Genomic DNA, 19211 nt, shown 5'->3' with positions numbered 1-19211 from the left:
AGGGGGACACATGACCGCGCCTGTCATCGAAATCCGAAATCTGCACAAAAGCTACGGTGCGCTGGAGGTCCTCAAGGGCGTCGACATCACAGCCCCCGCCGGCCATGTCGTGTCGATGATCGGCTCCTCCGGCTCCGGCAAATCGACCCTGCTGCGCTGCGCCAACCTGCTGGAGGACAGCCAGCAGGGCGACGTCATCTTCTGCGGCGAGCCGGTCATCTGGCGCGGCCAGGGCCATGGCCGCCACCCCGGCGACCGCAAACAGATGATCCGGATCCGGACGAACCTGTCGATGGTGTTCCAGCAGTTCAACCTCTGGGCGCACATGACGATGTTGCAGAACGTCATGGAGGCGCCGGTCACCGTCCTCGGCCACAACCGCGCCGAGGTCGAAGAGACGGCCCGCGGCTATCTTGCCAAGGTCGGGATCGGCGACAAGGCCGATGCCTACCCCGCGCAACTGTCCGGCGGCCAGCAGCAGCGCGCCGCCATCGCCCGCGCCCTCGCGATGGAGCCCAAGGCGCTGCTGTTCGACGAGCCGACCTCCGCCCTCGACCCCGAGCTGGAACAGGAAGTCGTCCGCGTGATCAAGGCCCTGGCTGAAGAAGGGCGCACGATGGTGATCGTGACCCATGACATGAAACTGGCCGCCGATGTCTCCGATCACGTCGTTTTCCTGCACCAGGGCCTGATCGAGGAAGAGGGCCCGCCCGACGCGCTGTTCGGCAGCCCGAAATCCGAGCGCCTGCGTGGCTTCCTGAACGCGGGCCAGGCCGCCTGAGGCCAATGCCGACCGGCCGGACCACCGTGGACCCGGCCCCGAGGGACTGATGGGCGCCGAAAAAGCGGGCATTTGCACAGACGGACGCCGCGACACCGGCGCTGCCGTCATGCCAAGCGCACAATTCTGCTTGACCGTCTGCGACACGATACGGACCGCGCAGCACAAACGCGGCCGCACCAACACGGGAGACCACAGATGAAGAGACTCGCGCTGACGACCGCCAGCCTTGCACTTGCCGCCGGCATGGCCTTTGCCGCCGAACACGAAACCACCGTCCGGATGGGCACGGAGGGGGCCTACCCTCCCTACAACTTCCTCAACGATTCCGGCGAGGTCGACGGCTTCGAAATCGAGCTCGGAAACGAGCTTTGCGCCCGCGCGGAACTGACCTGCGAATGGGTGACGAACGAGTGGGATTCGATCATCCCCAACCTCGTCTCGGGCAATTACGACACGATCATCGCCGGCATGTCGATCACTGACGAGCGCGACGAGGTCATCGACTTCACTCAGAATTACATCCCGCCCGCCTCCTCCGCCTTTGTCGGCACGTCCGAGGACGCCGACCTGACCGGTGGCGTCGTCGCCGCCCAGACCGCCACGATCCAGGCCGGATACGTCGCCGAGAGCGGCGCCGCCCTGATCGAATACGCCACCCCCGAGGAAACCGTCGCCGCGGTCCGCAACGGCGAGGCCGACGCGGTCTTCGCCGACAAGGACTACCTGGTTCCGATCGTCGACGCCTCGGGCGGCGAGCTGATGTTCGTGGGCGAGGACGTCCAGCTGGGCGGCGGCGTCGGCATGGGCCTGCGCGAAAGCGATACCGAGCTCAAGGCCTCCTTCGACGCGGCCATCACCTCGATGAAAGAGGACGGCACGCTGAACGAGATGATCCTGAAGTGGTTCGGCGAGGACGCCGCGACCTACGAATAATCGACCGAGGCGGCGCGGGCCCTTCATCCGGGCCCGCGCCACGGCCGCCGCCGGGCGGCCATTTTCAAGGCAGACGCCGGCGGGCCGTCCGCGACGGGGGGCCGCACAGGCCGACGCCGCTTGCCTAAGCGACCCGCCATTGCAAAGATCATCCGACCGGCTGAGATAAGGCGTCCGTCCCTTGTATTCTTTCTGCACCGATCCCGCGACGCTCGACATGCTGCCCTGGCTCGCCTGCTACCTGACCACGGGCAAGCACCTGGCCTTCTACGGCGCCTTCGGAACCGTGCTGCTGCTGCTGGCGATCACGGCGCCCCTCGCGCTCGCCTTCGGCTTCGTCGCGGCGGCCGTCGCGCGCGGGCCCGCGCCCCTGTCATGGCTGGGCCGGGGCTATATCGCGGTGGTGCGCGGCGTGCCCGACATCGCCTTCTTCCTGTTCTTCGTCATCGCGCTGGACCAGATGCTCGAATGGGTCCGCCACAAGGTGAAATGCCCGGACTGGGACGCGCCGATCCGGCAGGGCAGCGATTTCGTGGTCTGCGACGCGGCCAAGGTACCACTGTCCACCTCGCCCCAGTGGATCCACGAGACCTATGGCTTTTCGCTCGCGGTCCTGACCTTCGCGATCGTCTTCGGCGCGTTTGCAGCCAATGTCCTCTTCGGTGCCATGCGCGCCGTGCCCCGCGGCCAGATCGAGACGGCCGAGGCCTACGGCATGTCCTCGCGTCAGACGTTCTGGCGCATCCTGGTGCCGCAGATGTGGGTTTATGCCCTGCCCGGCCTTTCGAACCTCTGGATGGTCCTTGTCAAGGCGACGCCGCTGCTGTTCCTGCTGGGGGTCGAGGATATCGTCTATTGGGCGCGCGATCTCGGCGGCACCAAGACACCGCAATTCACCGACTATCCCCACGGCGACTGGCGCATGTGGTATTTCCTCGCGTTGCTCGTCTTCTACCTGGCCTTCACGCGGGTCTCCGAAATCGTGCTCGCCCGCCTGATGACCCGCCTCACCCGCGGGCAGGCCACCACCGGCGGCGAGCGACAGCGAAAGGTCCGCGCCGCATGATCCCCGCCCGCATCTTCATTGCCTTCCATATCCCGGGGGGAGCCGCAGGCGGGGGGCAGCGCCCCCCTGCGACACCGGCCAGGGAGGCGATCCGATGAGCTGCTGGGAAACCATCGCCGACTACGCCTTCCGCAGCCTGGGCTTCGGCGAACGCCTGCTGCCGCGATCGGAATTCACCCTCTGCCAGCAGGTCACGCTGATCGGCTCCGGCATGCTCTGGAACATCTACTTCGGCCTGATCGCGCTGGTCTCGGGCTTCTTTCTGGCCACCGCCGTCGCCCTCGGCAAGGCCGCCCAAAGCCGCTGGCTGCGCAAACCGTCGGAATGGTTCATCTTCGTGGTCCGGGGCTCGCCCCTCTTCATCCAGTTCTTTTTCGCCTATTTCGCCTTCCTGTCGCTGAAAGGCACCAGCCCGCTCTTCGATCCCTTCACCAGCGCCTGGCTCGGCGCGGCCGTGGTGCTGTTTCTCAACACCGCCGCCTATTCCGGAGAGATCTTCTACGGCGCGCTGCAATCCATCCCCAAGGGCGATGTGGAGGCCGCCGATGCCTATGGCTTCACCGGCTGGATGAAATTCCGCAAGATCACCTGGCCCACGATGCTACGGCTCGCCTGGCCGGCCTATACGAACGAGGCGATCTTCTTGTTCCACGCCACGACCCTGGTGTTCTTCTCGGGCTTTCCGGCCCGGCAACAGCGCGGCGATGCGCTCTATTATGCCAGCTATTTCGCTGACAAGACCTTCAATCCCTTCGTGCCCTATCCGATCCTCGCGGGCTATTTCATCCTTGTGACGCTGTGCATCATCGCGGTAATGGGCGCCATCAACCGGCGCCTGAACCGCCACCTTCCGTCGAACGTGCGCACAAGGCTGCGGATGCGCCCAGGAGCAATGCTCGCCAGATGACATGGCTGCAAGAAAATCCCGACGTCCACACGATCCGTGTGGCCGCGTCGGACCTGAACGGCGTGGCGCGGGGCAAGCGGCTCGGCCGGCGCTTCGCCGACAAGGTGCTCGACGAGGGCACCCGCTTTCCGCTCTCGGTCCTCAATCTCGACATCTGGGGCGAGGATATCGACGACAGCCCACTGGTCTTCGCCGACGGCGACCCGGACGGTGTGGCCCTGCCGACCGAGCGGGGCTATCTGCCGATGCCCTGGCTCTCGGCGCCGACCGCGCTCTTGCCGATGTGGATGTTCCGCGAGGACGGACGGCCGTTCGGCGGCGACCCCCGCCATGCGCTGGCCCGCGTCCTTGGCCGGTTCCGGGCCCTTGGCCTGACACCGGTGGTGGGCACCGAGCTGGAATTCTACGTGATCGACGACCGCGGCCCGATCCTGCGCGTGCCGCCCTCGCCGCGCTCGGGCAAAAGGCGCCCCGGCGCGGAAATCCTCAGCCTGCGGGCGCTGGATGCCTTCGACGAGTTCTTCACCGAGATCTACGACGGCTGCGAGGCGATGGATATTCCCGCCGACACCGCGATCTCGGAGGCCGGGATCGGCCAGTTCGAAGTGAACCTGAACCACGTGCCCGACGCGCTGAAGGCGGCGGACGATGCCTGGCTCTTCAAGCTTCTGGTGCGCGGGATCGCGCGCAGCCACGGTTTCGCCGCGTCCTTCATGGCCAAACCCTATGAGGATTATTCCGGCAACGGGATGCATGTGCATTTCTCGCTGCTGGACCGCGACGGCCGCAATGTGTTCGACGATGGCGGGCCCGAGGGGTCGGACATCTTCCGCAACGCGGTCGCCGGGTGCCTGGCAGCCATGCCGGGCTCTGCGCTTTTGTTCTTTCCCCATGGCAACAGCTACGACCGGCTGGTGCCCGAGGCCCATGCGCCCACGGGCGTGGCCTGGGGCTATGAGAACCGGACGGCCGCGCTGAGGATCCCCGCGGGCTCGGCCAAGGCGCGACGGATCGAGCACCGGGTGGCGGGCGGCGACGTGAACCCCTATCTGATGCTCGCCGCGATCCTGGGCGCGGCGCTGATCGGGATCGAGGACAAGCTGGAGCCTGTCGCGCCGATCACCGGCAATGCCTATGAGCAAGACCTGGCCCAGCTGCCCGGCACCTGGGCCGAGGCGATCGACGCCTTCGAGGCGGACCCACTGATCGCCCGGATCCTGCCCGAGGAGCTGATCCGCAACTATGTCGCGACCAAGCGGCAGGAGCTGCGCTACGTCGCCGAGCTGACCGAGCAGGAAAAGGTGGATCTTTATCTCGACACGGTGTGAACGCGGCACCGGCGGACGCCTCCGGCGGGAGTTTTTGACCAAGATGAAGGAGCCGCCCTCTTGCGGCAAACCCGGGGCACGGCTAGCTAATGGCTGACAACCATATTGGTGTTTCATGCACATCGGCATTCTTCAGACCGGCCACGCGCCAGACGCGCTCCGCCGGGACTTCGGCACGATTTCGGACTGTTTCCAGGCCATGCTGGCCGGACGGGGATTCACGTTTTCCACCTGGAACGTCGTGGATATGGAATTTCCGGACGGCCCCCGGGAAGCGGACGGCTGGCTGATCACCGGCTCGCGGCACGGCGCCTACGAGGATCTGCCGTTCATCGCGCCGCTGGAGGCGTTGATCCGGGACATTCACGCCGCGGACGTGCCGTTGGTGGGGGTCTGTTTCGGCCACCAGATCATCGCCCAGGCGCTTGGCGGCAAGGTGGAGAAATTCGAGGGCGGCTGGCAGGTCGGGCGCAAGACCTACGCGTTCGGCGAGGCGCAGCTGGCGCTCAATGCCTGGCACCAGGACCAGGTCGTCGCCCTGCCCGAGGGCGCAGAGGTGATCGGCACCCACCCGATGTGCGAGAACGCGGCGCTCCTTTACGGCGACCGGATCCTGACCGTCCAGCCCCATCCCGAATACGGTCCCGAGCTGATCGCTGGCCTGATCGAGCATCGTGGCGGGCCGATCCCCAAGGACCTGCTGGCCGGGGCCGCGGCGTCGCTCGCCGCACCGGTGGACAATGCCGACATGGCCGGGCGCATCGCCCGCTTTCTGACCGAGAGGCGCGTGGCATGAGCCATTGGACGACACGGATCCCGGCGGCGGCCCAGGCCTATCTGGAGGCGCATCGGCTGGACGAGGTGGAATGCGTGATCGCCGACCTTCCCGGCATCGCCCGCGGCAAGGCCGTGCCGGCCGCGAAGTTCGATCGGCTGACCCATTTCCACCTGCCGAATTCCATCTTTTATCAGACCATCACCGGCGATTGGGGCGAGGACGCCGCCAGCGACGGCTTTACCGAGCCGGACATGATCCTGCGCCCGGACATGGACACCGCGACCGCCGCGCCCTGGGCCAGCGACGGCACGCTGCAGGTGATCCACGACGCCTACGACCAGAAGGACGTGCCGGTGCCGACCTCGCCGCGCAACGTGCTCAAGCGCGTGGTGGCCCTCTACAAGGCGCGGGGCTGGACGCCGGTCGTGGCCCCCGAGATGGAATTCTACCTGGTCGGGCGCAACATCGACCCGGCCAAGGCGATCGAGCCGATGATGGGCCGCACCGGCCGCCCGGCCGCCGCCCGGCAGGCCTATTCGATGACCGCGGTGGACGAATACGGCCCCGTGATCGACGACATCTACGAGTGGGCCGAGGTCCAGGGGTTTGAGATCGACGGCATCACCCAGGAGGGCGGCGCCGGCCAGCTGGAGATCAACCTGCGCCACGGCGACCCGGTCAAGCTGGCCGACGAGATCTTCTACTTCAAGCGGCTGATCCGCGAGGCCGCCCTGCGCCACGATTGCTTCGCCACCTTCATGGCCAAGCCGATCGAGGGCGAGCCCGGCTCGGCGATGCACATCCACCATTCCGTGCTCGACAAGGCGGGGCGCAACATCTTCACCGGCCCCCAGGGCGGCGAGACGGATGCCTTCTTCCACTTCATCGGCGGCCTGCAGGAGCATCTGCCCGAGGCAGTGGCGCTGCTGGCGCCCTACGTCAACTCCTACCGGCGCTACGTGAAGGACCACGCCGCGCCGATCAACCTAGAATGGGGGCGCGACAACCGGACCACCGGCATCCGCATCCCGATCTCGGAGCCGTCCTCGCGGCGGATCGAGAACCGGATCGCGGGGATGGATTGCAACCCCTATCTCGGCATCGCCGCCTCGCTGGCCTGCGGTTACCTGGGGCTGACCAACGAGGCCTGGCCCGACAAGCGGTTCCACGGCGATGCCTACGAGGCGGAGGACGCCATTCCGCAGGGGCTCTATGCTGCGCTCGACCTGTTTGACGAGGCCAAGGCCCTGCACGAGGTGCTGCATCCCGAATTCGCGCGGGTCTATTCGGTCGTCAAGCGGGCGGAATACGGCGAATTCCTGCAGGTCATCTCGCCGTGGGAACGGGAACATCTGCTGTTGAACGTCTAGGGGCCGGCCATGGATTTCGATCCCGCCACCTTCGGCCGCCTCTACGCGCAGAGCTATGACGACGGCCCGATGCCGCACACGCTGGCGCTTTGCGTGGACCGGATCTCTCGCCTGGCCGGGGCGGCCAGCCTCAGCCCGCTGGTGCTGCGCTATGCCTGGCCGGCAGAGATCGACCTGATGGCGCAGCTGGCCGGGCTGCGTCTGCGCCACCGATGGGCTGATTGGGCGGACGCGGGCTTTGCCGCCGACAGCACAAGCCACGTCAGCGTCTACGAGAAACCCGCATGAACCCGCTGCATCGCAACGATCGCCCGGGCACCTACCCGGCCAGCTGGTATGCCGACACCGCCGAGATCGCGCCCGAACGGCCGCCGCTCAAGGGCGCCATCACGGCGGATGTGGCCATCGTGGGCGCGGGCTATACCGGGCTCTCGGCCGCGCTGACCCTGGCGCGGCACGGGCTGAAGGTCGTGGTGCTGGAGGCGCACCGCGCGGGCTTCGGCGCCTCGGGACGCAATGGCGGGCAGGTCAGCGCCGGGTTCAACAAGGACCCGGCCTGGCTGGCCGCGCGGCTGGGCGCGGACACCGCCCGCCACCTGTGGGACCTCGGGCTGGACGCGGTGTCGCTGGTGCGCCAGCTCTGCGCCGACCATGCGCCCGAGGCGCGGTTCACCCCCGGCGTCCTGCACGGCGTCTGGTCCGGGGCCGGCGCCCGGGACGAGCGGCGCCACGGCGAATGGCTCGCCGAGCGCTATGGCTACGAGACAGAATACCTGGACCGGGAGGCCTTTCGCGCGATCTGCCCGGCGCCGGTCTATGCCGGCGGGCTGCTCGACATGAACGCGGGCCATGTGCACCCGCTCAGGCTCGTGCTCGGGCTCGCGCAGGCGGCCGAGGCCGCGGGGGTCGTCATTCACGAACGCTCCGAGGTGCACGGGGTCGATGCCGGCACCGTGCGCACCGGCCAGGGACGGGTCGAGGCCACGCATGTGATCCTCGCGGGGAACGGTTATCTTCCGGGACTCTCGCGCCGCTATGCCGCCCGGATCATGCCGATCAACAGTTTCATCGCCGCGACCGAGCCGCTGGGGGCGCGGGCACAGGAGGTGCTGACGCGCGATATCGCCGTCGCCGACGACAAGTTCGTGGTGAACTACTTTCGCCTGTCCGAGGACAAGCGGCTGCTGTTCGGCGGGCGCGAGAGCTATTCCATCGGCTATCCGACCGACATCCTGACCGCCCTCCGCGCCCGGATGGAGACGCTGTTTCCCCAGATCAAGGGCGCGGAGATTACCCATCATTGGGGCGGAACACTGGGCATCACCATGACCCGCCTGCCTTTCGTCGGCCGCCTCGACGACCGGACGCTGGCCGCGGGCGGGTTCTCGGGGCATGGCGTCGCCCTTTCGTGCCTCGCCGGGCAAGTGATGGCCGAGGCGATCGCAGGGCGCACGGGGGCGCTCGACACGCTCCAGAAGCTGCCCGTCCCGGCCTTTCCCGGCGGCGCCGCGTTTCGTGCGCCCCTTCTGACCCTGGCGATGACCTGGTTCTCGTTGCGGGACCGTTTGGGATTATAGCAGCCGCGGCCATTTTTCAGGCGTCGAGACGAAAGCCGGCGCCCAGATGGTTTACGGCTTGCTGCAGCGCGGCATTCATGGTGTGAATGAAGGTGCGGGGTCGATGAGTCCTGCCCTGCCCGTTTCTGAATAACGAATACCTGACTATCCCCTGATGCGCCCGGACGAGCGGGCGCCGGGGTAGGTCTGCCCGTCGCAATTTGTATCACAAGCATGGGTGTTGGGGTTTTGTTTTGTCCCACCGCTTTGGTCGGGAAGATTCGTTGGGAGAACCACGATGAGGTTCCGGTTGTTCAAGTGCGCCGAGTGTGGGCATCGAATGCGATTGTCAGGACACGCCTGCGGCCGGTGCAGCAGCCCAAAACACCTGTTTCAGCGGCCTTCGATCCATGTCGCGGTGGTCAGCGTCGTGGCCCTCGCGGCCGGGGTGCTCGTCCTGAATGCCATCGCCACGGACATCACGGAAATCGCCACCGACCAGAGCGACGCGGGCTGAGCCGCGCCTTGGCCGCTCCCCCGGAGGAGAGGCGCCGGCAGCGGATCAGACGGCGTGAGAGGTCGTGAGAAGGCCAAGCGACGGCATTGTCCCGAGACCGTGGTCTTTGAACGCGCCCGGGGTCGGGGCGGACCTGGTGGCGGTGAGGCTCGGGCTTTCTCTGGAGAAGGACTGCGACGGAGATTTCGCCCTGTCAGGCCCCGCTGCGCCCTGGATTGCGCTCCGACCGGCGCCAAGGGCCCGCGCATCTTTGCGGCTGCGGGCCGCAACGCACGTGAACGGCGCGGACAACCGGCCGGCCGACCCGCCGACATGCACGTCCGGCGGCGTCAGTAGATATAGCGGATCTGGTCGGTCCAGTAGCGCTCCAGCCGTTTGAGCGCGACGGTGATGTCCTCGATCCCCGCCATGTCGAGCACGCCACGTTCCTGCAGGCCACGGGCGTGGCCGGAGAAGAGCTTGCCCACCACGTCGCGCACATCGCGGCCCTTCTGCGTCAGGCGGACCCGGACGGAGCGGCGGTCGATCTCGCAGCGCTGGTGGTGCATGTAGCCAAGCTCCACCAGCTTCTTGAGATTGTAGGAGACGTTCGAGCCCTGGTAGTAGCCGCGCGATTTCAGCTCTCCGGCCGTCACCTCGTTGTCGCCCACGTTGAAAAGCAGCAACGCCTGGACCGCGTTGATCTCGATGATCCCCACACGCTCGAACTCGTCCTTGATGACGTCAAGCAGGAGCCTGTGCAGCCGCTCGACCAAAGTCAGTGAATCCAGATACCGGGTCATGAACCCGACATCCGCCCCCGATCCACCCGGGTTTTCAAGCGGCGCGAATACGCTCATCGATCTTCTCCATTGGCCTGCTCACGAATATGGCTTTTGGATCAAAATGCCGAAGATCAGGTTAAGCGCGGGGCGGTTCCGCCGGCCCAAACATGCATAGAATTTTCGGAGATTTCAGCGAATTGGATCTGCATCGAGCCCGGCGCGGATACGCGCGATCAGGCCCGCGTGTGTCTCGGGGACGGGATCGACTCGGGTGATCCAGGCATAGATCTGCTGATCGTTCTCTTCCAACAGCCGCTCGTAGGCGTCGAGGGCAGCCGGATCCATCGCCTCCAGCTCCGCGTCGCAGAACCGCACGAGGATCAGGTCCATCTCCTTGATGCCCCGGCGCATGGAGCGCATGCGCAGCCGCTTGAGGCGTGTCTCGCGGGGCTCGTCCCTCACAACATCGGCTCCTTCAGCGTCTCGCGCAGGCGCTTTTCCAGGATCCCCAGCCGCTCGGCCATGCGGTCGGCCTGGGTGCGCAGGATCCGCATCTCGGCCAGGATCGCGCTGGTCGCCTCGGGCAGCTCGGCGGGATCCGGCGGCTCGACCCCGTCGCCCTGCCCGGTCAGCAGCCAGCGCAGCGACACCCCCAGCATCCCCGACAGCATCGACAGCTTGTTCGCGCGCGGCTCGGCCAGGTCGTCCTCCCAGCTGCGCATGGTCGAGGTCTTGACCCCGATCCGCTTGGCCAGGTCCTTCTGGTTCATGCCCGCAGCCTCGCGCGCGGCGGCGAGCCGGTCGCCGAAGGTTGCGCTTTCGTCGCTGTACCAGCCGTCCGTGCTGTCGGTCGTCATCTCGCTCTCCCTCGTCGCTTGTGTCGGCAACGATGCATGCCTAAGACATCCGCGCATCCATTTCCACCGGGAGCCGACCATGCGCCATCTGTCCGCGACACTCTCACGCGTCAAACCATCGCCCACGGTGGCGATGAGTGGCCGGGCGCTCGAGCTTCAGGCAGAGGGGCGCGACGTGATCGGCCTCGCGGCCGGAGAGCCCGATTTCGACACGCCGCCCCATGTCCGCGCCGCGGGCGTCGCGGCGATCGAGGCCGGCAAGACGCGCTACACAGCGGTCGACGGCATCCCCGAGCTGAAACGCGCGATCGTCGAGAAGTTCCGCCGCGAGAACGAGCTCGATTATGCCGTCTCGCAGATCAGCGTGGGCACCGGCGGCAAGCAGGTGCTGTATAACGCGCTGATGGCGACGCTCGATCCCGGCGACGAGGTGGTGATCCCGGCCCCCTACTGGGTGTCCTACCCCGACATGGTGCGCCTTGCCGGCGCCGAGCCGGTCATCGTCGAGGCCCCGGCCGAGGCCGGTTTCAAGATCACACCCCAGCAGTTGCGCGCAGCGATCACCGACCGCACCAAGTGGCTGATGTTCAACTCTCCGTCGAACCCGACGGGCGCGGCCTATTCCGAATCCGAGATCAGGGCGCTGACGGATGTCCTGCTGGAGTTTCCCGATGTCTGGATCCTGTCCGACGACATCTACGAGCATCTGACCTACGACGGCTTCCGCTTCACCACGCCCGCGCAGGTGGAACCGCGGCTGAAGGACCGGACGCTGGTCGTCAACGGCGTCAGCAAGGCCTATGCGATGACCGGCTGGCGCATCGGCTACGCCGCGGGACCCGAGCCGCTGATCGCCGCGATGCGCAAGATCCAGTCGCAATCGACCTCGAACCCCTGTTCGATCAGCCAATGGGCGGCGGTCGAGGCGTTGAACGGGCCGCAGGACTTTCTGGATGGCTGGCGGGCGGCGTTCCGGCGGCGGCGGGACCTGGTCGTCGCGCGGTTGAACGCGGTGGACGGGATCGACTGCGCCACGCCCGAGGGGGCGTTCTATGTCTATCCCTCCATCGCCGGTCTGATCGGGCGCAGGACGCCCGCCGGCAAGGTGATCGCGACGGATGAGGATTTCGCCATGGCGCTTCTGGAAGAGGGCGGGGTCGCGGTGGTCTTCGGCGCGGCCTTCGGGCTTTCACCCGCATTCCGGGTCAGCTACGCTTGCTCGGACGAGATGCTGGAGGACGCTTGCGCCCGGATCGGACGGTTCTGCGCGGGCCTCGGCTGAGGCGGCCACGGCAGGGCAAAGGGGCAGACATGGGCTCAGAGCTTCCGGATTATTACTTCCGGGTCCGCGAGAACGGGGCTTTCGTGTTCCGGGTAGACACCGAGAACCGGCAGCGGCGGATCGAGATGGACCAGATCGCGGTGGTCAACGTCAAGAAGGGCGAGATCAAACCTCACGGCGACCGCACCCTGACCCCCGACGATCTGTCCGAGATCGAGGCCTGGATGGCCGCGCGCACGGCCCTGCTGGCCAAGCGCGACATTGACGACATCCACAGGGCGGTCGATTACCTCAACATCACCACCCAGTGGATCCAGTCGAGCGCGACCGACGAGCAGCTTGAGGACGTGACCGACGCGCTGCTTCTGGCGATGCACGACCTGCGCAGTGTCCTGGTGCGCAAGAAGGCCGACCGGCTGATGAAGGCCCGGGGCGAGACCTGACCCCCGGCCCCGCGCCGCGCGGCTTGCATTTCAGGCGGCCAAACGCCAAGTGCCCGGGATGACCCTGTTCAAGACCTTGCAACGCGCGGAACAGAAATGGCGGCGCGGCTTCGGCACCGACATCAGTGACCCCGCGCAGCGGCGGCGGTCGCGCTGGCATTACAACTGGCTCGACCATGCCCAGCTGCGTCGGCTCTGGTCGAACCAGAAGGAAATCGCCCCCGGTGTCTGGCGCTCGAACCAGCCCAGCCGCGCCCGGTTGAAGGCGCTGCGCGACGGCAAGGGCGTGCGCACGATCCTGAACCTGCGGGGCGAGGATGTCTTTGCCCATTACCTGTTCCTGCGCGAGGATTGCGCGGAGCTTGGCCTGAAGCTGGTGGACGTGAAGCTGAACGCGACCAAGGCCCCGGTGCGCGAGCGGCTGGTCGCGCTGCTCGATGCCTTCGAGAGCATCGAGCGGCCGTTCCTGATGCATTGCAAGTCGGGCGCCGACCGGACCGGGCTGGCGGCGGTGCTCTGGATGATGCTGAAGGAGGGGCAGAGACTGGACGAGGCCCGCCGGCAGCTGCACTGGACGCACCTGCACTGGCGCAACTCGGCCGCCGGGATCATGGATGACATCCTCGATCTCTACGAGGCGCGCAATGCCCGCGCGCCGATCGCGATCGATACCTGGATCCGCACGGAATACACCAAGGAAGCCGCCAAGGCGGCCCATGCAGCCCGCCGCCCCCGCAAGCGGGGCTAGCCGGGACCGGGGGCCGAAAGGCCGGGGCGCGGGGCCAGCCGCCCGGTCCAGAGCCAGAAGCGCAGCGACAGCATGATGCCGGCGGCCCCCAGCCCCACGACCATGCCGAGCCAGACCCCGGGACCGCCCAGGCCGAAGACGAAGCCGAAGACATAGCCCGCGGGCAGGCCCAGCATGTAATAGCTGACCGTGGCGATCAGCAGCGGCACGGCGGTATCCTGCACCCCGCGCAGCAGGCCGATGGTCATGACCTGGGCCGCGTCGACGACCTGGAACAGCGCCGCGATGGCAAGCAGCGTGACGCCCGCCGCGACGATCGCGTCCCGCGCCGGGTCGGCCGGGTCCACGAAAAGCTCCATCAGGAACGCCGGCACACCGAGGAACAGCAGGACCGTGGCGCCCGACACCAGCCCCGACAGCAGCATCGCCGCCTTGCCGCCCGCCCGCAGAGCGGCCTCGTCGCGGCGGCCGAAGGCGCGGCCGGCGCGGACGGTGGCGGCCTGCGACAGGCCGAGGTGGACCATGAACACCATCGAGGCCAGTTGCAGCGCCACCCCGTGCGCCGCGAGCCAGATCTCGTTGATCCAGCCCATCATGATGGCGGTGAAGCTGAAGAGCGCGGCCTCGGCGACGGTTGTCAGCCCCATCGGCAGGCCGAGGCTAAACACCCGTGCCGCGATCTGGCTGTCGAAGCGCCAGAGCCGGGTGAAGAGGTCGAACTCGGCGCAATGGCGCCGGGTATAGGCCACCAGGCCGAAGAACGCCGCCACCTGAAGCGAAACCGAGGCGATGGCCGCGCCCTGCAGGCCCAGCTCGGGGGCGCCCAGGTTGCCGAAGATCAGCACCCAGTTCAGGCCGGCGTTCAGGATCGCCGAGGCGACGGTGACGATCAGGATGATCCGCGTTATCTCGAGCGCGGAGAGGAAAGAGCGCAGGGTGACCACGAAGAGCGCGGGGATCACGCCCCATCCGGCGATGCGCAGGTAGGCCTGCGCCTGCGAGGCGACACTATCCGTCTGCCCGAGCGCACGCAGCAGCGGTCCGGACCACCAGAACACCGGCATCACCGCGAGCCCCGCCGCGACCGACAGCCAGAGCCCCATCCGGGTGACGCGGCGCACCGCGACGATGTCGTCGGCCTCTATCCCCTCGGCCACCAACGGCGTCACCGCCCAGGCGAAGCCCGCGCAGAGCAGGAACAGGGTGAAGAACACCGGCGTCGCGATGGAGACCGCGGCCAGCGCCGTGACATCGTACCAGCCGAGCATCACCACATCGACGAAGCCGATCGCGTTCTGCGCGACATTCGAGCCGATCAGTGGCAGGCCGAGCACCAGCAGCGCCCGGACGTGTCCCGTCCGGCCCTGCCCGAGATGGCCGAAGCGGCCTGGTCGATCGGTCTGGCTCATGCTGCTGCGCATACGACGAAGCTTTGCACGGGTCCAGTGGGGAGCGCCCCCGTCGGGGATTGATCGCTGTTCCGGGCCTCGTCCGTCGTGCCCTGTCAGGTGGCGCCCCTCCTGCGGGCCCGTCGGCGGGGGGGCGGGGACAGGAGCCTCCGGCGGGAGTATTCCTGCCAAGATGAAGGGGTTGGTGACAGCGTTCTGTCATCAAGCGGGGCGCAGGGCCATGATCCGGGCATGGACTTCTCTGTCCCAGAGGTCAGACTATGAGTGGGCGATGACGGAGAGACGGCCATGGCCGATCAGCTTGTAACGGACGCGCGGCGGTTTCTTTCGGAGCTTGCCGACAACAACAGCCGCGCGTGGTTTCTCGAGCACAAGGCGACCTTTGAGGACAAGTTGAAGGCGCCGGCGCTGGGGCTTCTGGAGAGGCTTTCTGCCCCGCTCGGCAAGTTCATGGGGGCGCCGGTGTCCACGAAGCTGTTCCGGCCCAACAGGGATGTGCGGTTCTCGAAGGACAAGACTCCCTACACGCTGCACCTGCACATGATGTGGTCCGTCCGGGCCGCGGCGGGTGGGCCGGGGCCGGCCTTTTTCCTGGGCATCGGGCTGGAGTACCTGACGGCCGGCGGCGGGATCATGGCGTTCGACGGCCAGACGCTCCCTCTCTATCGGGCGGCGGTGGATGATGCGCCAGGGGAGTGGCTCGACCTTGTCGCGGCGGCGCAGCGCTCTGGATTCTCACTGCGGGAGCCAGAGTTGAAGCGGGTGCCGGCGCCCTACGATCGCGACCATCCGGCCGCGGACCTTCTGCGTCAGAAGGGCTTCGCCGTCTGGCGCGAGCTGGCAGGCGCTTCGCTGCAGGCGGAGGCGGTCGCGGCGTTCACCGGTCTTCTGCCCCTGCAGCGCCGGCTGATCGCGCTTCATTGAGAGGCAGGGACTTGCCGGTCCGCAGGGCCGCGCAGAAAATTTCCTTGCGCCGGTGGGGGCGGTAGCGCCATGCCTTGGGGAAACGGTGGGGCATTGGCGTGATGAAACTGAGCAGACGAACCTTCTTTCTGGGACTGGCCGGGTCGGCGCTGTCGGCCTGTGGCGGGCGGACGCGGCTCGCTGCCGGGGCGGCGGGCGATGTTGTGGATCCGGCGCTGCTGCCCCAGCCGAATGCCGGTTGGGACGCCTGGGTTGCCGCCTTCAGGGAGCGGGCGGCGGGGCGGGGGGTGTCCGCGTCAGTGCTTGAGCGCGCCTTCGCGGGGGCCGGCTATCTGCCGGGCGTGATCGAGCGCGACCGCAACCAGACGGAATTTCGCCGCACGCTGGAGGATTACCTGCAGATCGCCGCGAATGACGAGCGGGTGGCGAACGGGCGGGCGCAGTATGCCCGCCTGCGCCCGGTCCTTTCGGCGATAGAGGAGCGGTTCGGCGTGCCCGGGCACGTGGTGACGGCGGTCTGGGGGATGGAGAGCAGCTATGGCACACGGCGCGGGACGATCCCGGTCGTGTCCTCGACCTCGACCCTGGCCTATGACGGCCGGCGCGGGGATTTCTTCGAGGATCAACTGATGGCGGCGCTGCGGATCCTGCAATCCGGCGACACCAGGCCCGAGACGCTGACCGGCAGCTGGGCCGGCGCGATGGGCCACACGCAGTTCATACCGACCTCCTACGAGGGGTTTGCGGTCGATTTCACGGGCGACGGCCGGCGGGACATCTGGTCGGAGGATCCGACGGATTCGCTCGCCTCAACCGCGAATTACCTGTCGCGGAACGGGTGGCGGCGCGGGGCGCCCTGGGGGGTAGAAGTCCGGCTTCCGGCAGATTTCGACAGCAGCCTCGCGGGCCGGGGAAAAGACCGCCCGGTCTCCGACTGGACAGCCCGGGGGGTGCGCGACATGGCGGGTGCGCCGGTGCGAGATTTCGGCGCTGCCTCGATCCTGGTGCCTCAGCCCGGAGGGCCTGCGTTCATGGTGTTCCGCAACTTCACGGTCATCAGCCGCTACAACAACGCCGTGAACTACGTGATCGGCGTCGGGCACCTGGGCGACCGGATCGCTGGTGGAGGCCCCGTTCGCGGCGGATTTCCGCCCGATGCGAACGGGCTGCGCCTGCAGGACCGTCAGGCGTTGCAGCGGGGGTTGACCCGCGCGGGGTTCGATGCCGGCGAGCCGGACGGTGTGATCGGCGGCAATACCACCGGGGCGATCGAGGCCTACCAGGCCGCCAACGGTCTGCCCGTGACAGGCACGCCGTCGGCCGACCTGCTCCGGCGGTTGCGATGAGCGACCAGATTATTCGCGAATAATCTGGCGCCCGGATGCAACCGCTTACCCTCGTGGATCGTCCAGAACATCCCGCCAGCTGTGCTTGGGCGCGTAGCCGAGCAGGCGCTGCGCCTTCTCGATGGAATAGAAGGTCTCGTCCGGTCCCATCTCGCGCTTCTTCTCGACGCCCGCGTAGAAGTCCCGGATGATCTCGTCCGTCTTGGCAGCGACGGACATGTCCGGGTTGGCCACGTTGAAGACCTCGAACCCCAGCCCGTCCACATGCAGGCAGCGATCCACCATGTGCCCGAGGTCTCGGGCGTCGATATAGGCGAAGATGTTGCGCCGCCGGATCGCGGGGTCCGCAAGATAATCCGGGAAATTCTGCGCATATTCATGCGGTTCGACCACGTTGTTGATCCGCAGCCCGTAGATGTCGACCCCCGATCGCGCCTGGAAGGACCGCCCTGTCACCTCATTGGCCACCTTGGACATGGCATAGCTGTCATGGGGCACCACCGGATGCGCCTCGTCTACGGGCACATAGAGAGGCTTGGCCTCCCCTTGCGCGAAACAGATGCCGTAGGTCGTCTCGGACGAGGCGAAGATTACCTTCGGGATCCCGTATTTCACCGCCGCTTCCATGACGTTGTAAGTGCTGATCGTGTTGATCCGGTAGATCTCCTGGTCCGGCCGCACCAGGATCGCCGGGATCGCCGCGAAATGCACGATCGCGTCATAGGCCGGAACCGCGTCCAGATCGAGCTCGTCGAAGCCCGCCAGCGCGTTCAGCGCGGAATAGACCTGGGCCCCGTCGGTCAGATCGACCCGAAGGTTGTTCACCCCGGGATGATCCAGCGGCACGAGGTCCGCATTGGTCACCCGGTGCCCCTGCTCCAGCAGGTAGGGAACCACGTGCCGCCCCGCCTTGCCACTGCCGCCCGTAAAGAAAATGCGCATACCAGATCTCCTCTTTCTTCGAGCGGGATCGTAGCACCCTGCGCCGCCGCTTCAATGTCGGGGATCGGTCCGCCAAAGGCCCGGCCCCTCCGCCGAAAGCCCGCGCCACCCGGCCCCTTCTTCTGGTCCGAAATATCCTCGGGGGGTGAATTGGCCCGTCAGGGCCGAGAGGGGGGCAGACAGCCCCCCTTTGCCCGGTTTCCGCAGGCTCAGGTCGTCGCCGCGGCGAATTTCGCCATCAGATAGGGGCCCGAGGTCACCGCATCGCCATCGCCTTCCAGCGGCCGCACCTCGGCGTGCCAGTTTGGCTGGTGAAAGAACGCCAGCGAAGCGCGCTGCCTTCCGGCGAGCTCCGCCGGCACCACCACACGGTGCAAGGTCGACCGCCACGCGCCACCGGTCCACAGCTCCATCAGGTCGCCGATGTTGATGACGAACGCCCCCTCGGGAGCATCCACCGGCACCCACTCCCCCGACGGCGACAGGATCTCGAGCCCGCGGCTGCCCGCATCGGGCAGAAGGATCGTCAGCGAGCCATAATCGGTATGCGCCCCCGCCCGCTGCTGGCCCACCTCGGCGGGACGGTCCGTGGCGGGATAATTCAGCGCCCGCAAGGCCGAGATGGGCGCGTCGATGTAGGGCTCGAAGAACCCCGCATCCCGGCCCAGCGCCACGGCGAACAGCGCCATGACCTGCTGCGCCAGCCGCTCCATCCGACGATAATAGCCCTGCCAGGCCTCGCGAAACCCCGGCACCCGCGGATAGGGCGTAACCGCATAGCAGAAGGCCAGCGCGTCCGGGTCACCTTCGCCCTCGGGCCGGGTCAGCGGCCCGCCGTTGAAGCTTTCCTTCAGGTCTGGGGGCGTCTGCTCACCGCGCGACTTCGCCAGCGCCTCGGTGCCCATGCCCAGCCATCCATAGGGCTGGCCGGGCCCCGCCCGCACATCGCGCTTGATGTCTTCGGACGCGGCAAAGAACATTGCCACGGCCTGCCTGATATCCGCGATATCGGCCTCGGGCACGCCGTGCCCGGAGATGACCAGGAACCCGGTCTCGCGGCAGGCGCTGTCGACCTGCGCGGCGACCCGCGCCCGCTCCGCTGCGCTGCCCTGTTCGAATTCCTGCAGGTCGATGACCGCCACGCTCATGAAACCCTCCGCCGAGCCCCCTTGGCCCTTTCGCGAACCAGAGCAGGATTTGGATGCCAACACCAGCGCCGGCCCGGTCAACGCGAAAGATGCCGCCGGTTTTCCGTCA

General features: G+C 67.3%; 21 protein-coding genes. 15 read left to right on the top strand and 6 right to left on the bottom strand.

Features of this window, described 5'->3' with window-relative positions; all coding sequences use genetic code 11:
- The first annotated feature begins 10 nt into the window (after positions 1–10).
- From ROA7023_RS10025 to ROA7023_RS24410, 10 genes are all read left to right on the top strand, one after another.
- Positions 11–781, top strand: coding sequence for an ABC transporter ATP-binding protein (locus ROA7023_RS10025; protein WP_085878873.1), 771 nt, complete (start codon positions 11–13; stop codon positions 779–781).
- Between the two features lie 198 nt (positions 782–979).
- A complete protein-coding gene (locus ROA7023_RS10020) occupies positions 980–1717 on the top strand; it encodes a transporter substrate-binding domain-containing protein (RefSeq protein ID WP_085878872.1) in 738 nt (245 codons plus the stop codon).
- A 181-nt stretch (positions 1718–1898) separates the two neighbouring features.
- Positions 1899–2783, top strand: coding sequence for an ABC transporter permease (locus ROA7023_RS10015; RefSeq protein WP_085878871.1), 885 nt, complete (start codon positions 1899–1901; stop codon positions 2781–2783).
- Between the two features lie 94 nt (positions 2784–2877).
- Positions 2878–3690, top strand: a complete 813-nt coding sequence (locus ROA7023_RS10010; protein WP_085878870.1) for an ABC transporter permease — start codon at positions 2878–2880, stop codon at positions 3688–3690.
- Entirely contained in the window at positions 3687–5018 is a 1332-nt protein-coding gene (locus ROA7023_RS10005; protein WP_085878869.1) for a glutamine synthetase family protein, read from the top strand. Before ROA7023_RS10010 ends, ROA7023_RS10005 begins: the two co-directional genes overlap by 4 nt.
- A 115-nt stretch (positions 5019–5133) precedes the next feature.
- Entirely contained in the window at positions 5134–5814 is a 681-nt protein-coding gene (locus ROA7023_RS10000; protein ID WP_085878868.1) for a type 1 glutamine amidotransferase, read from the top strand.
- Positions 5811–7166, top strand: a complete 1356-nt coding sequence (locus ROA7023_RS09995; RefSeq protein WP_085878867.1) for a glutamine synthetase family protein — start codon at positions 5811–5813, stop codon at positions 7164–7166. The genes ROA7023_RS10000 and ROA7023_RS09995 overlap by 4 nt, the downstream gene beginning before the upstream one ends.
- Positions 7167–7175: 9 nt before the next feature.
- Positions 7176–7454, top strand: a complete 279-nt coding sequence (locus ROA7023_RS24740; RefSeq protein ID WP_200812484.1) for a hypothetical protein — start codon at positions 7176–7178, stop codon at positions 7452–7454.
- On the top strand, positions 7451–8743 hold the full coding sequence (locus ROA7023_RS09985) for an NAD(P)/FAD-dependent oxidoreductase (RefSeq protein WP_085878866.1): 1293 nt from the start codon (positions 7451–7453) through the stop codon (positions 8741–8743). The genes ROA7023_RS24740 and ROA7023_RS09985 overlap by 4 nt, the downstream gene beginning before the upstream one ends.
- Before the next feature lie 319 nt (positions 8744–9062).
- Complete coding sequence (locus tag ROA7023_RS24410) at positions 9063–9239, top strand: hypothetical protein (protein ID WP_159458476.1); 177 nt, start codon at positions 9063–9065, stop codon at positions 9237–9239.
- Positions 9240–9568: 329 nt separating this feature from the next.
- Here the strand turns inward: ROA7023_RS24410 and ROA7023_RS09975 are convergent, their stop codons facing one another.
- From ROA7023_RS09975 to ROA7023_RS09965, 3 genes are all read right to left on the bottom strand, one after another.
- The gene (locus tag ROA7023_RS09975) at positions 9569–10078 is read right to left on the bottom strand and encodes a MarR family winged helix-turn-helix transcriptional regulator (RefSeq protein ID WP_085878864.1); all 510 of its coding nucleotides are present in this window, start codon (positions 10076–10078) and stop codon (positions 9569–9571) included.
- 114 nt (positions 10079–10192) lie between these two features.
- On the bottom strand, positions 10193–10423 hold the full coding sequence (locus ROA7023_RS09970; RefSeq protein ID WP_085878968.1) for a succinate dehydrogenase assembly factor 2: 231 nt from the start codon (positions 10421–10423) through the stop codon (positions 10193–10195).
- Positions 10424–10461: 38 nt separating this feature from the next.
- Positions 10462–10860, bottom strand: coding sequence for a helix-turn-helix domain-containing protein (locus ROA7023_RS09965; protein ID WP_085878863.1), 399 nt, complete (start codon positions 10858–10860; stop codon positions 10462–10464).
- Positions 10861–10939: 79 nt separating this feature from the next.
- Here ROA7023_RS09965 and ROA7023_RS09960 point away from each other — a divergent pair, with 79 nt between their 5' ends.
- Genes ROA7023_RS09960 through ROA7023_RS09950 form a run of 3 tightly spaced genes read left to right on the top strand, consistent with a single transcriptional unit; the run spans position 10940 to position 13333 of the window.
- Complete coding sequence (locus ROA7023_RS09960) at positions 10940–12142, top strand: pyridoxal phosphate-dependent aminotransferase (protein ID WP_085878862.1); 1203 nt, start codon at positions 10940–10942, stop codon at positions 12140–12142.
- 29 nt (positions 12143–12171) lie between these two features.
- Entirely contained in the window at positions 12172–12585 is a 414-nt protein-coding gene (locus ROA7023_RS09955; RefSeq protein WP_085878861.1) for a hypothetical protein, read from the top strand.
- Positions 12586–12643: 58 nt separating this feature from the next.
- Positions 12644–13333: a fused DSP-PTPase phosphatase/NAD kinase-like protein gene (locus tag ROA7023_RS09950; RefSeq protein ID WP_085878860.1), complete on the top strand. Its 690-nt coding sequence runs from the start codon at positions 12644–12646 to the stop codon at positions 13331–13333.
- Here ROA7023_RS09950 and ROA7023_RS09945 read toward each other — a convergent pair.
- A complete protein-coding gene (locus ROA7023_RS09945; RefSeq protein ID WP_085878967.1) occupies positions 13330–14742 on the bottom strand; it encodes an MATE family efflux transporter in 1413 nt (470 codons plus the stop codon). The two genes, ROA7023_RS09950 and ROA7023_RS09945, sit on opposite strands and share 4 nt — an antisense overlap.
- 288 nt (positions 14743–15030) lie before the next feature.
- Between ROA7023_RS09945 and ROA7023_RS09940 the strand changes: the two genes are divergently transcribed.
- Entirely contained in the window at positions 15031–15666 is a 636-nt protein-coding gene (locus tag ROA7023_RS09940; RefSeq protein WP_085878859.1) for a TIGR02453 family protein, read from the top strand.
- Between the two features lie 101 nt (positions 15667–15767).
- Positions 15768–17012: a lytic murein transglycosylase gene (locus tag ROA7023_RS09935; protein ID WP_085878858.1), complete on the top strand. Its 1245-nt coding sequence runs from the start codon at positions 15768–15770 to the stop codon at positions 17010–17012.
- 45 nt (positions 17013–17057) lie between these two features.
- Here ROA7023_RS09935 and ROA7023_RS09930 read toward each other — a convergent pair whose 3' ends face one another.
- Both ROA7023_RS09930 and ROA7023_RS09925 read right to left on the bottom strand, forming a co-directional pair.
- On the bottom strand, positions 17058–17954 hold the full coding sequence (locus ROA7023_RS09930) for an NAD-dependent epimerase/dehydratase family protein (RefSeq protein ID WP_085878857.1): 897 nt from the start codon (positions 17952–17954) through the stop codon (positions 17058–17060).
- 209 nt (positions 17955–18163) lie between these two features.
- Complete coding sequence (locus tag ROA7023_RS09925; protein ID WP_085878856.1) at positions 18164–19102, bottom strand: isopenicillin N synthase family dioxygenase; 939 nt, start codon at positions 19100–19102, stop codon at positions 18164–18166.
- Positions 19103–19211: the final 109 nt, after the last annotated feature.

Origin of the sequence: Roseisalinus antarcticus (assembly GCF_900172355.1) — a bacterium.
Classification (GTDB): domain Bacteria; phylum Pseudomonadota; class Alphaproteobacteria; order Rhodobacterales; family Rhodobacteraceae; genus Oceanicola; species Oceanicola antarcticus_A.
The sequence above is the reverse complement of the archived record's forward strand: the minus strand, read 5'-3'. Positions and strand labels throughout refer to the sequence as shown.

Excerpts from the sequence above, each read along its gene's own strand:
- ROA7023_RS10025 (WP_085878873.1), top strand. The coding sequence starts at position 11 with ATGACCGCGCCTGTCATCGAAATCCGAAATCTGCACAAAAGCTACGGT.
- ROA7023_RS24410 (WP_159458476.1), top strand. The coding sequence starts at position 9,063 with ATGCGATTGTCAGGACACGCCTGCGGCCGGTGCAGCAGCCCAAAACAC.
- ROA7023_RS09985 (WP_085878866.1), top strand. The coding sequence starts at position 7,451 with ATGAACCCGCTGCATCGCAACGATCGCCCGGGCACCTACCCGGCCAGC.
- ROA7023_RS09930 (WP_085878857.1), bottom strand. The coding sequence starts at position 17,954 with ATGCGCATTTTCTTTACGGGCGGCAGTGGCAAGGCGGGGCGGCACGTG.
- ROA7023_RS09945 (WP_085878967.1), bottom strand. The coding sequence starts at position 14,742 with ATGAGCCAGACCGATCGACCAGGCCGCTTCGGCCATCTCGGGCAGGGC.
- ROA7023_RS09970 (WP_085878968.1), bottom strand. The coding sequence starts at position 10,423 with ATGCGCTCCATGCGCCGGGGCATCAAGGAGATGGACCTGATCCTCGTG.
- ROA7023_RS24740 (WP_200812484.1), top strand. The coding sequence starts at position 7,176 with ATGGATTTCGATCCCGCCACCTTCGGCCGCCTCTACGCGCAGAGCTAT.
- ROA7023_RS10020 (WP_085878872.1), top strand. The coding sequence starts at position 980 with ATGAAGAGACTCGCGCTGACGACCGCCAGCCTTGCACTTGCCGCCGGC.
- ROA7023_RS09960 (WP_085878862.1), top strand. The coding sequence starts at position 10,940 with ATGCGCCATCTGTCCGCGACACTCTCACGCGTCAAACCATCGCCCACG.
- ROA7023_RS10005 (WP_085878869.1), top strand. The coding sequence starts at position 3,687 with ATGACATGGCTGCAAGAAAATCCCGACGTCCACACGATCCGTGTGGCC.
- ROA7023_RS09995 (WP_085878867.1), top strand. The coding sequence starts at position 5,811 with ATGAGCCATTGGACGACACGGATCCCGGCGGCGGCCCAGGCCTATCTG.
- ROA7023_RS10000 (WP_085878868.1), top strand. The coding sequence starts at position 5,134 with ATGCACATCGGCATTCTTCAGACCGGCCACGCGCCAGACGCGCTCCGC.
- ROA7023_RS10010 (WP_085878870.1), top strand. The coding sequence starts at position 2,878 with ATGAGCTGCTGGGAAACCATCGCCGACTACGCCTTCCGCAGCCTGGGC.
- ROA7023_RS09925 (WP_085878856.1), bottom strand. The coding sequence starts at position 19,102 with ATGAGCGTGGCGGTCATCGACCTGCAGGAATTCGAACAGGGCAGCGCA.
- ROA7023_RS09955 (WP_085878861.1), top strand. The coding sequence starts at position 12,172 with ATGGGCTCAGAGCTTCCGGATTATTACTTCCGGGTCCGCGAGAACGGG.
- ROA7023_RS09950 (WP_085878860.1), top strand. The coding sequence starts at position 12,644 with ATGACCCTGTTCAAGACCTTGCAACGCGCGGAACAGAAATGGCGGCGC.
- ROA7023_RS09940 (WP_085878859.1), top strand. The coding sequence starts at position 15,031 with ATGGCCGATCAGCTTGTAACGGACGCGCGGCGGTTTCTTTCGGAGCTT.
- ROA7023_RS09935 (WP_085878858.1), top strand. The coding sequence starts at position 15,768 with ATGAAACTGAGCAGACGAACCTTCTTTCTGGGACTGGCCGGGTCGGCG.
- ROA7023_RS09975 (WP_085878864.1), bottom strand. The coding sequence starts at position 10,078 with ATGAGCGTATTCGCGCCGCTTGAAAACCCGGGTGGATCGGGGGCGGAT.
- ROA7023_RS09965 (WP_085878863.1), bottom strand. The coding sequence starts at position 10,860 with ATGACGACCGACAGCACGGACGGCTGGTACAGCGACGAAAGCGCAACC.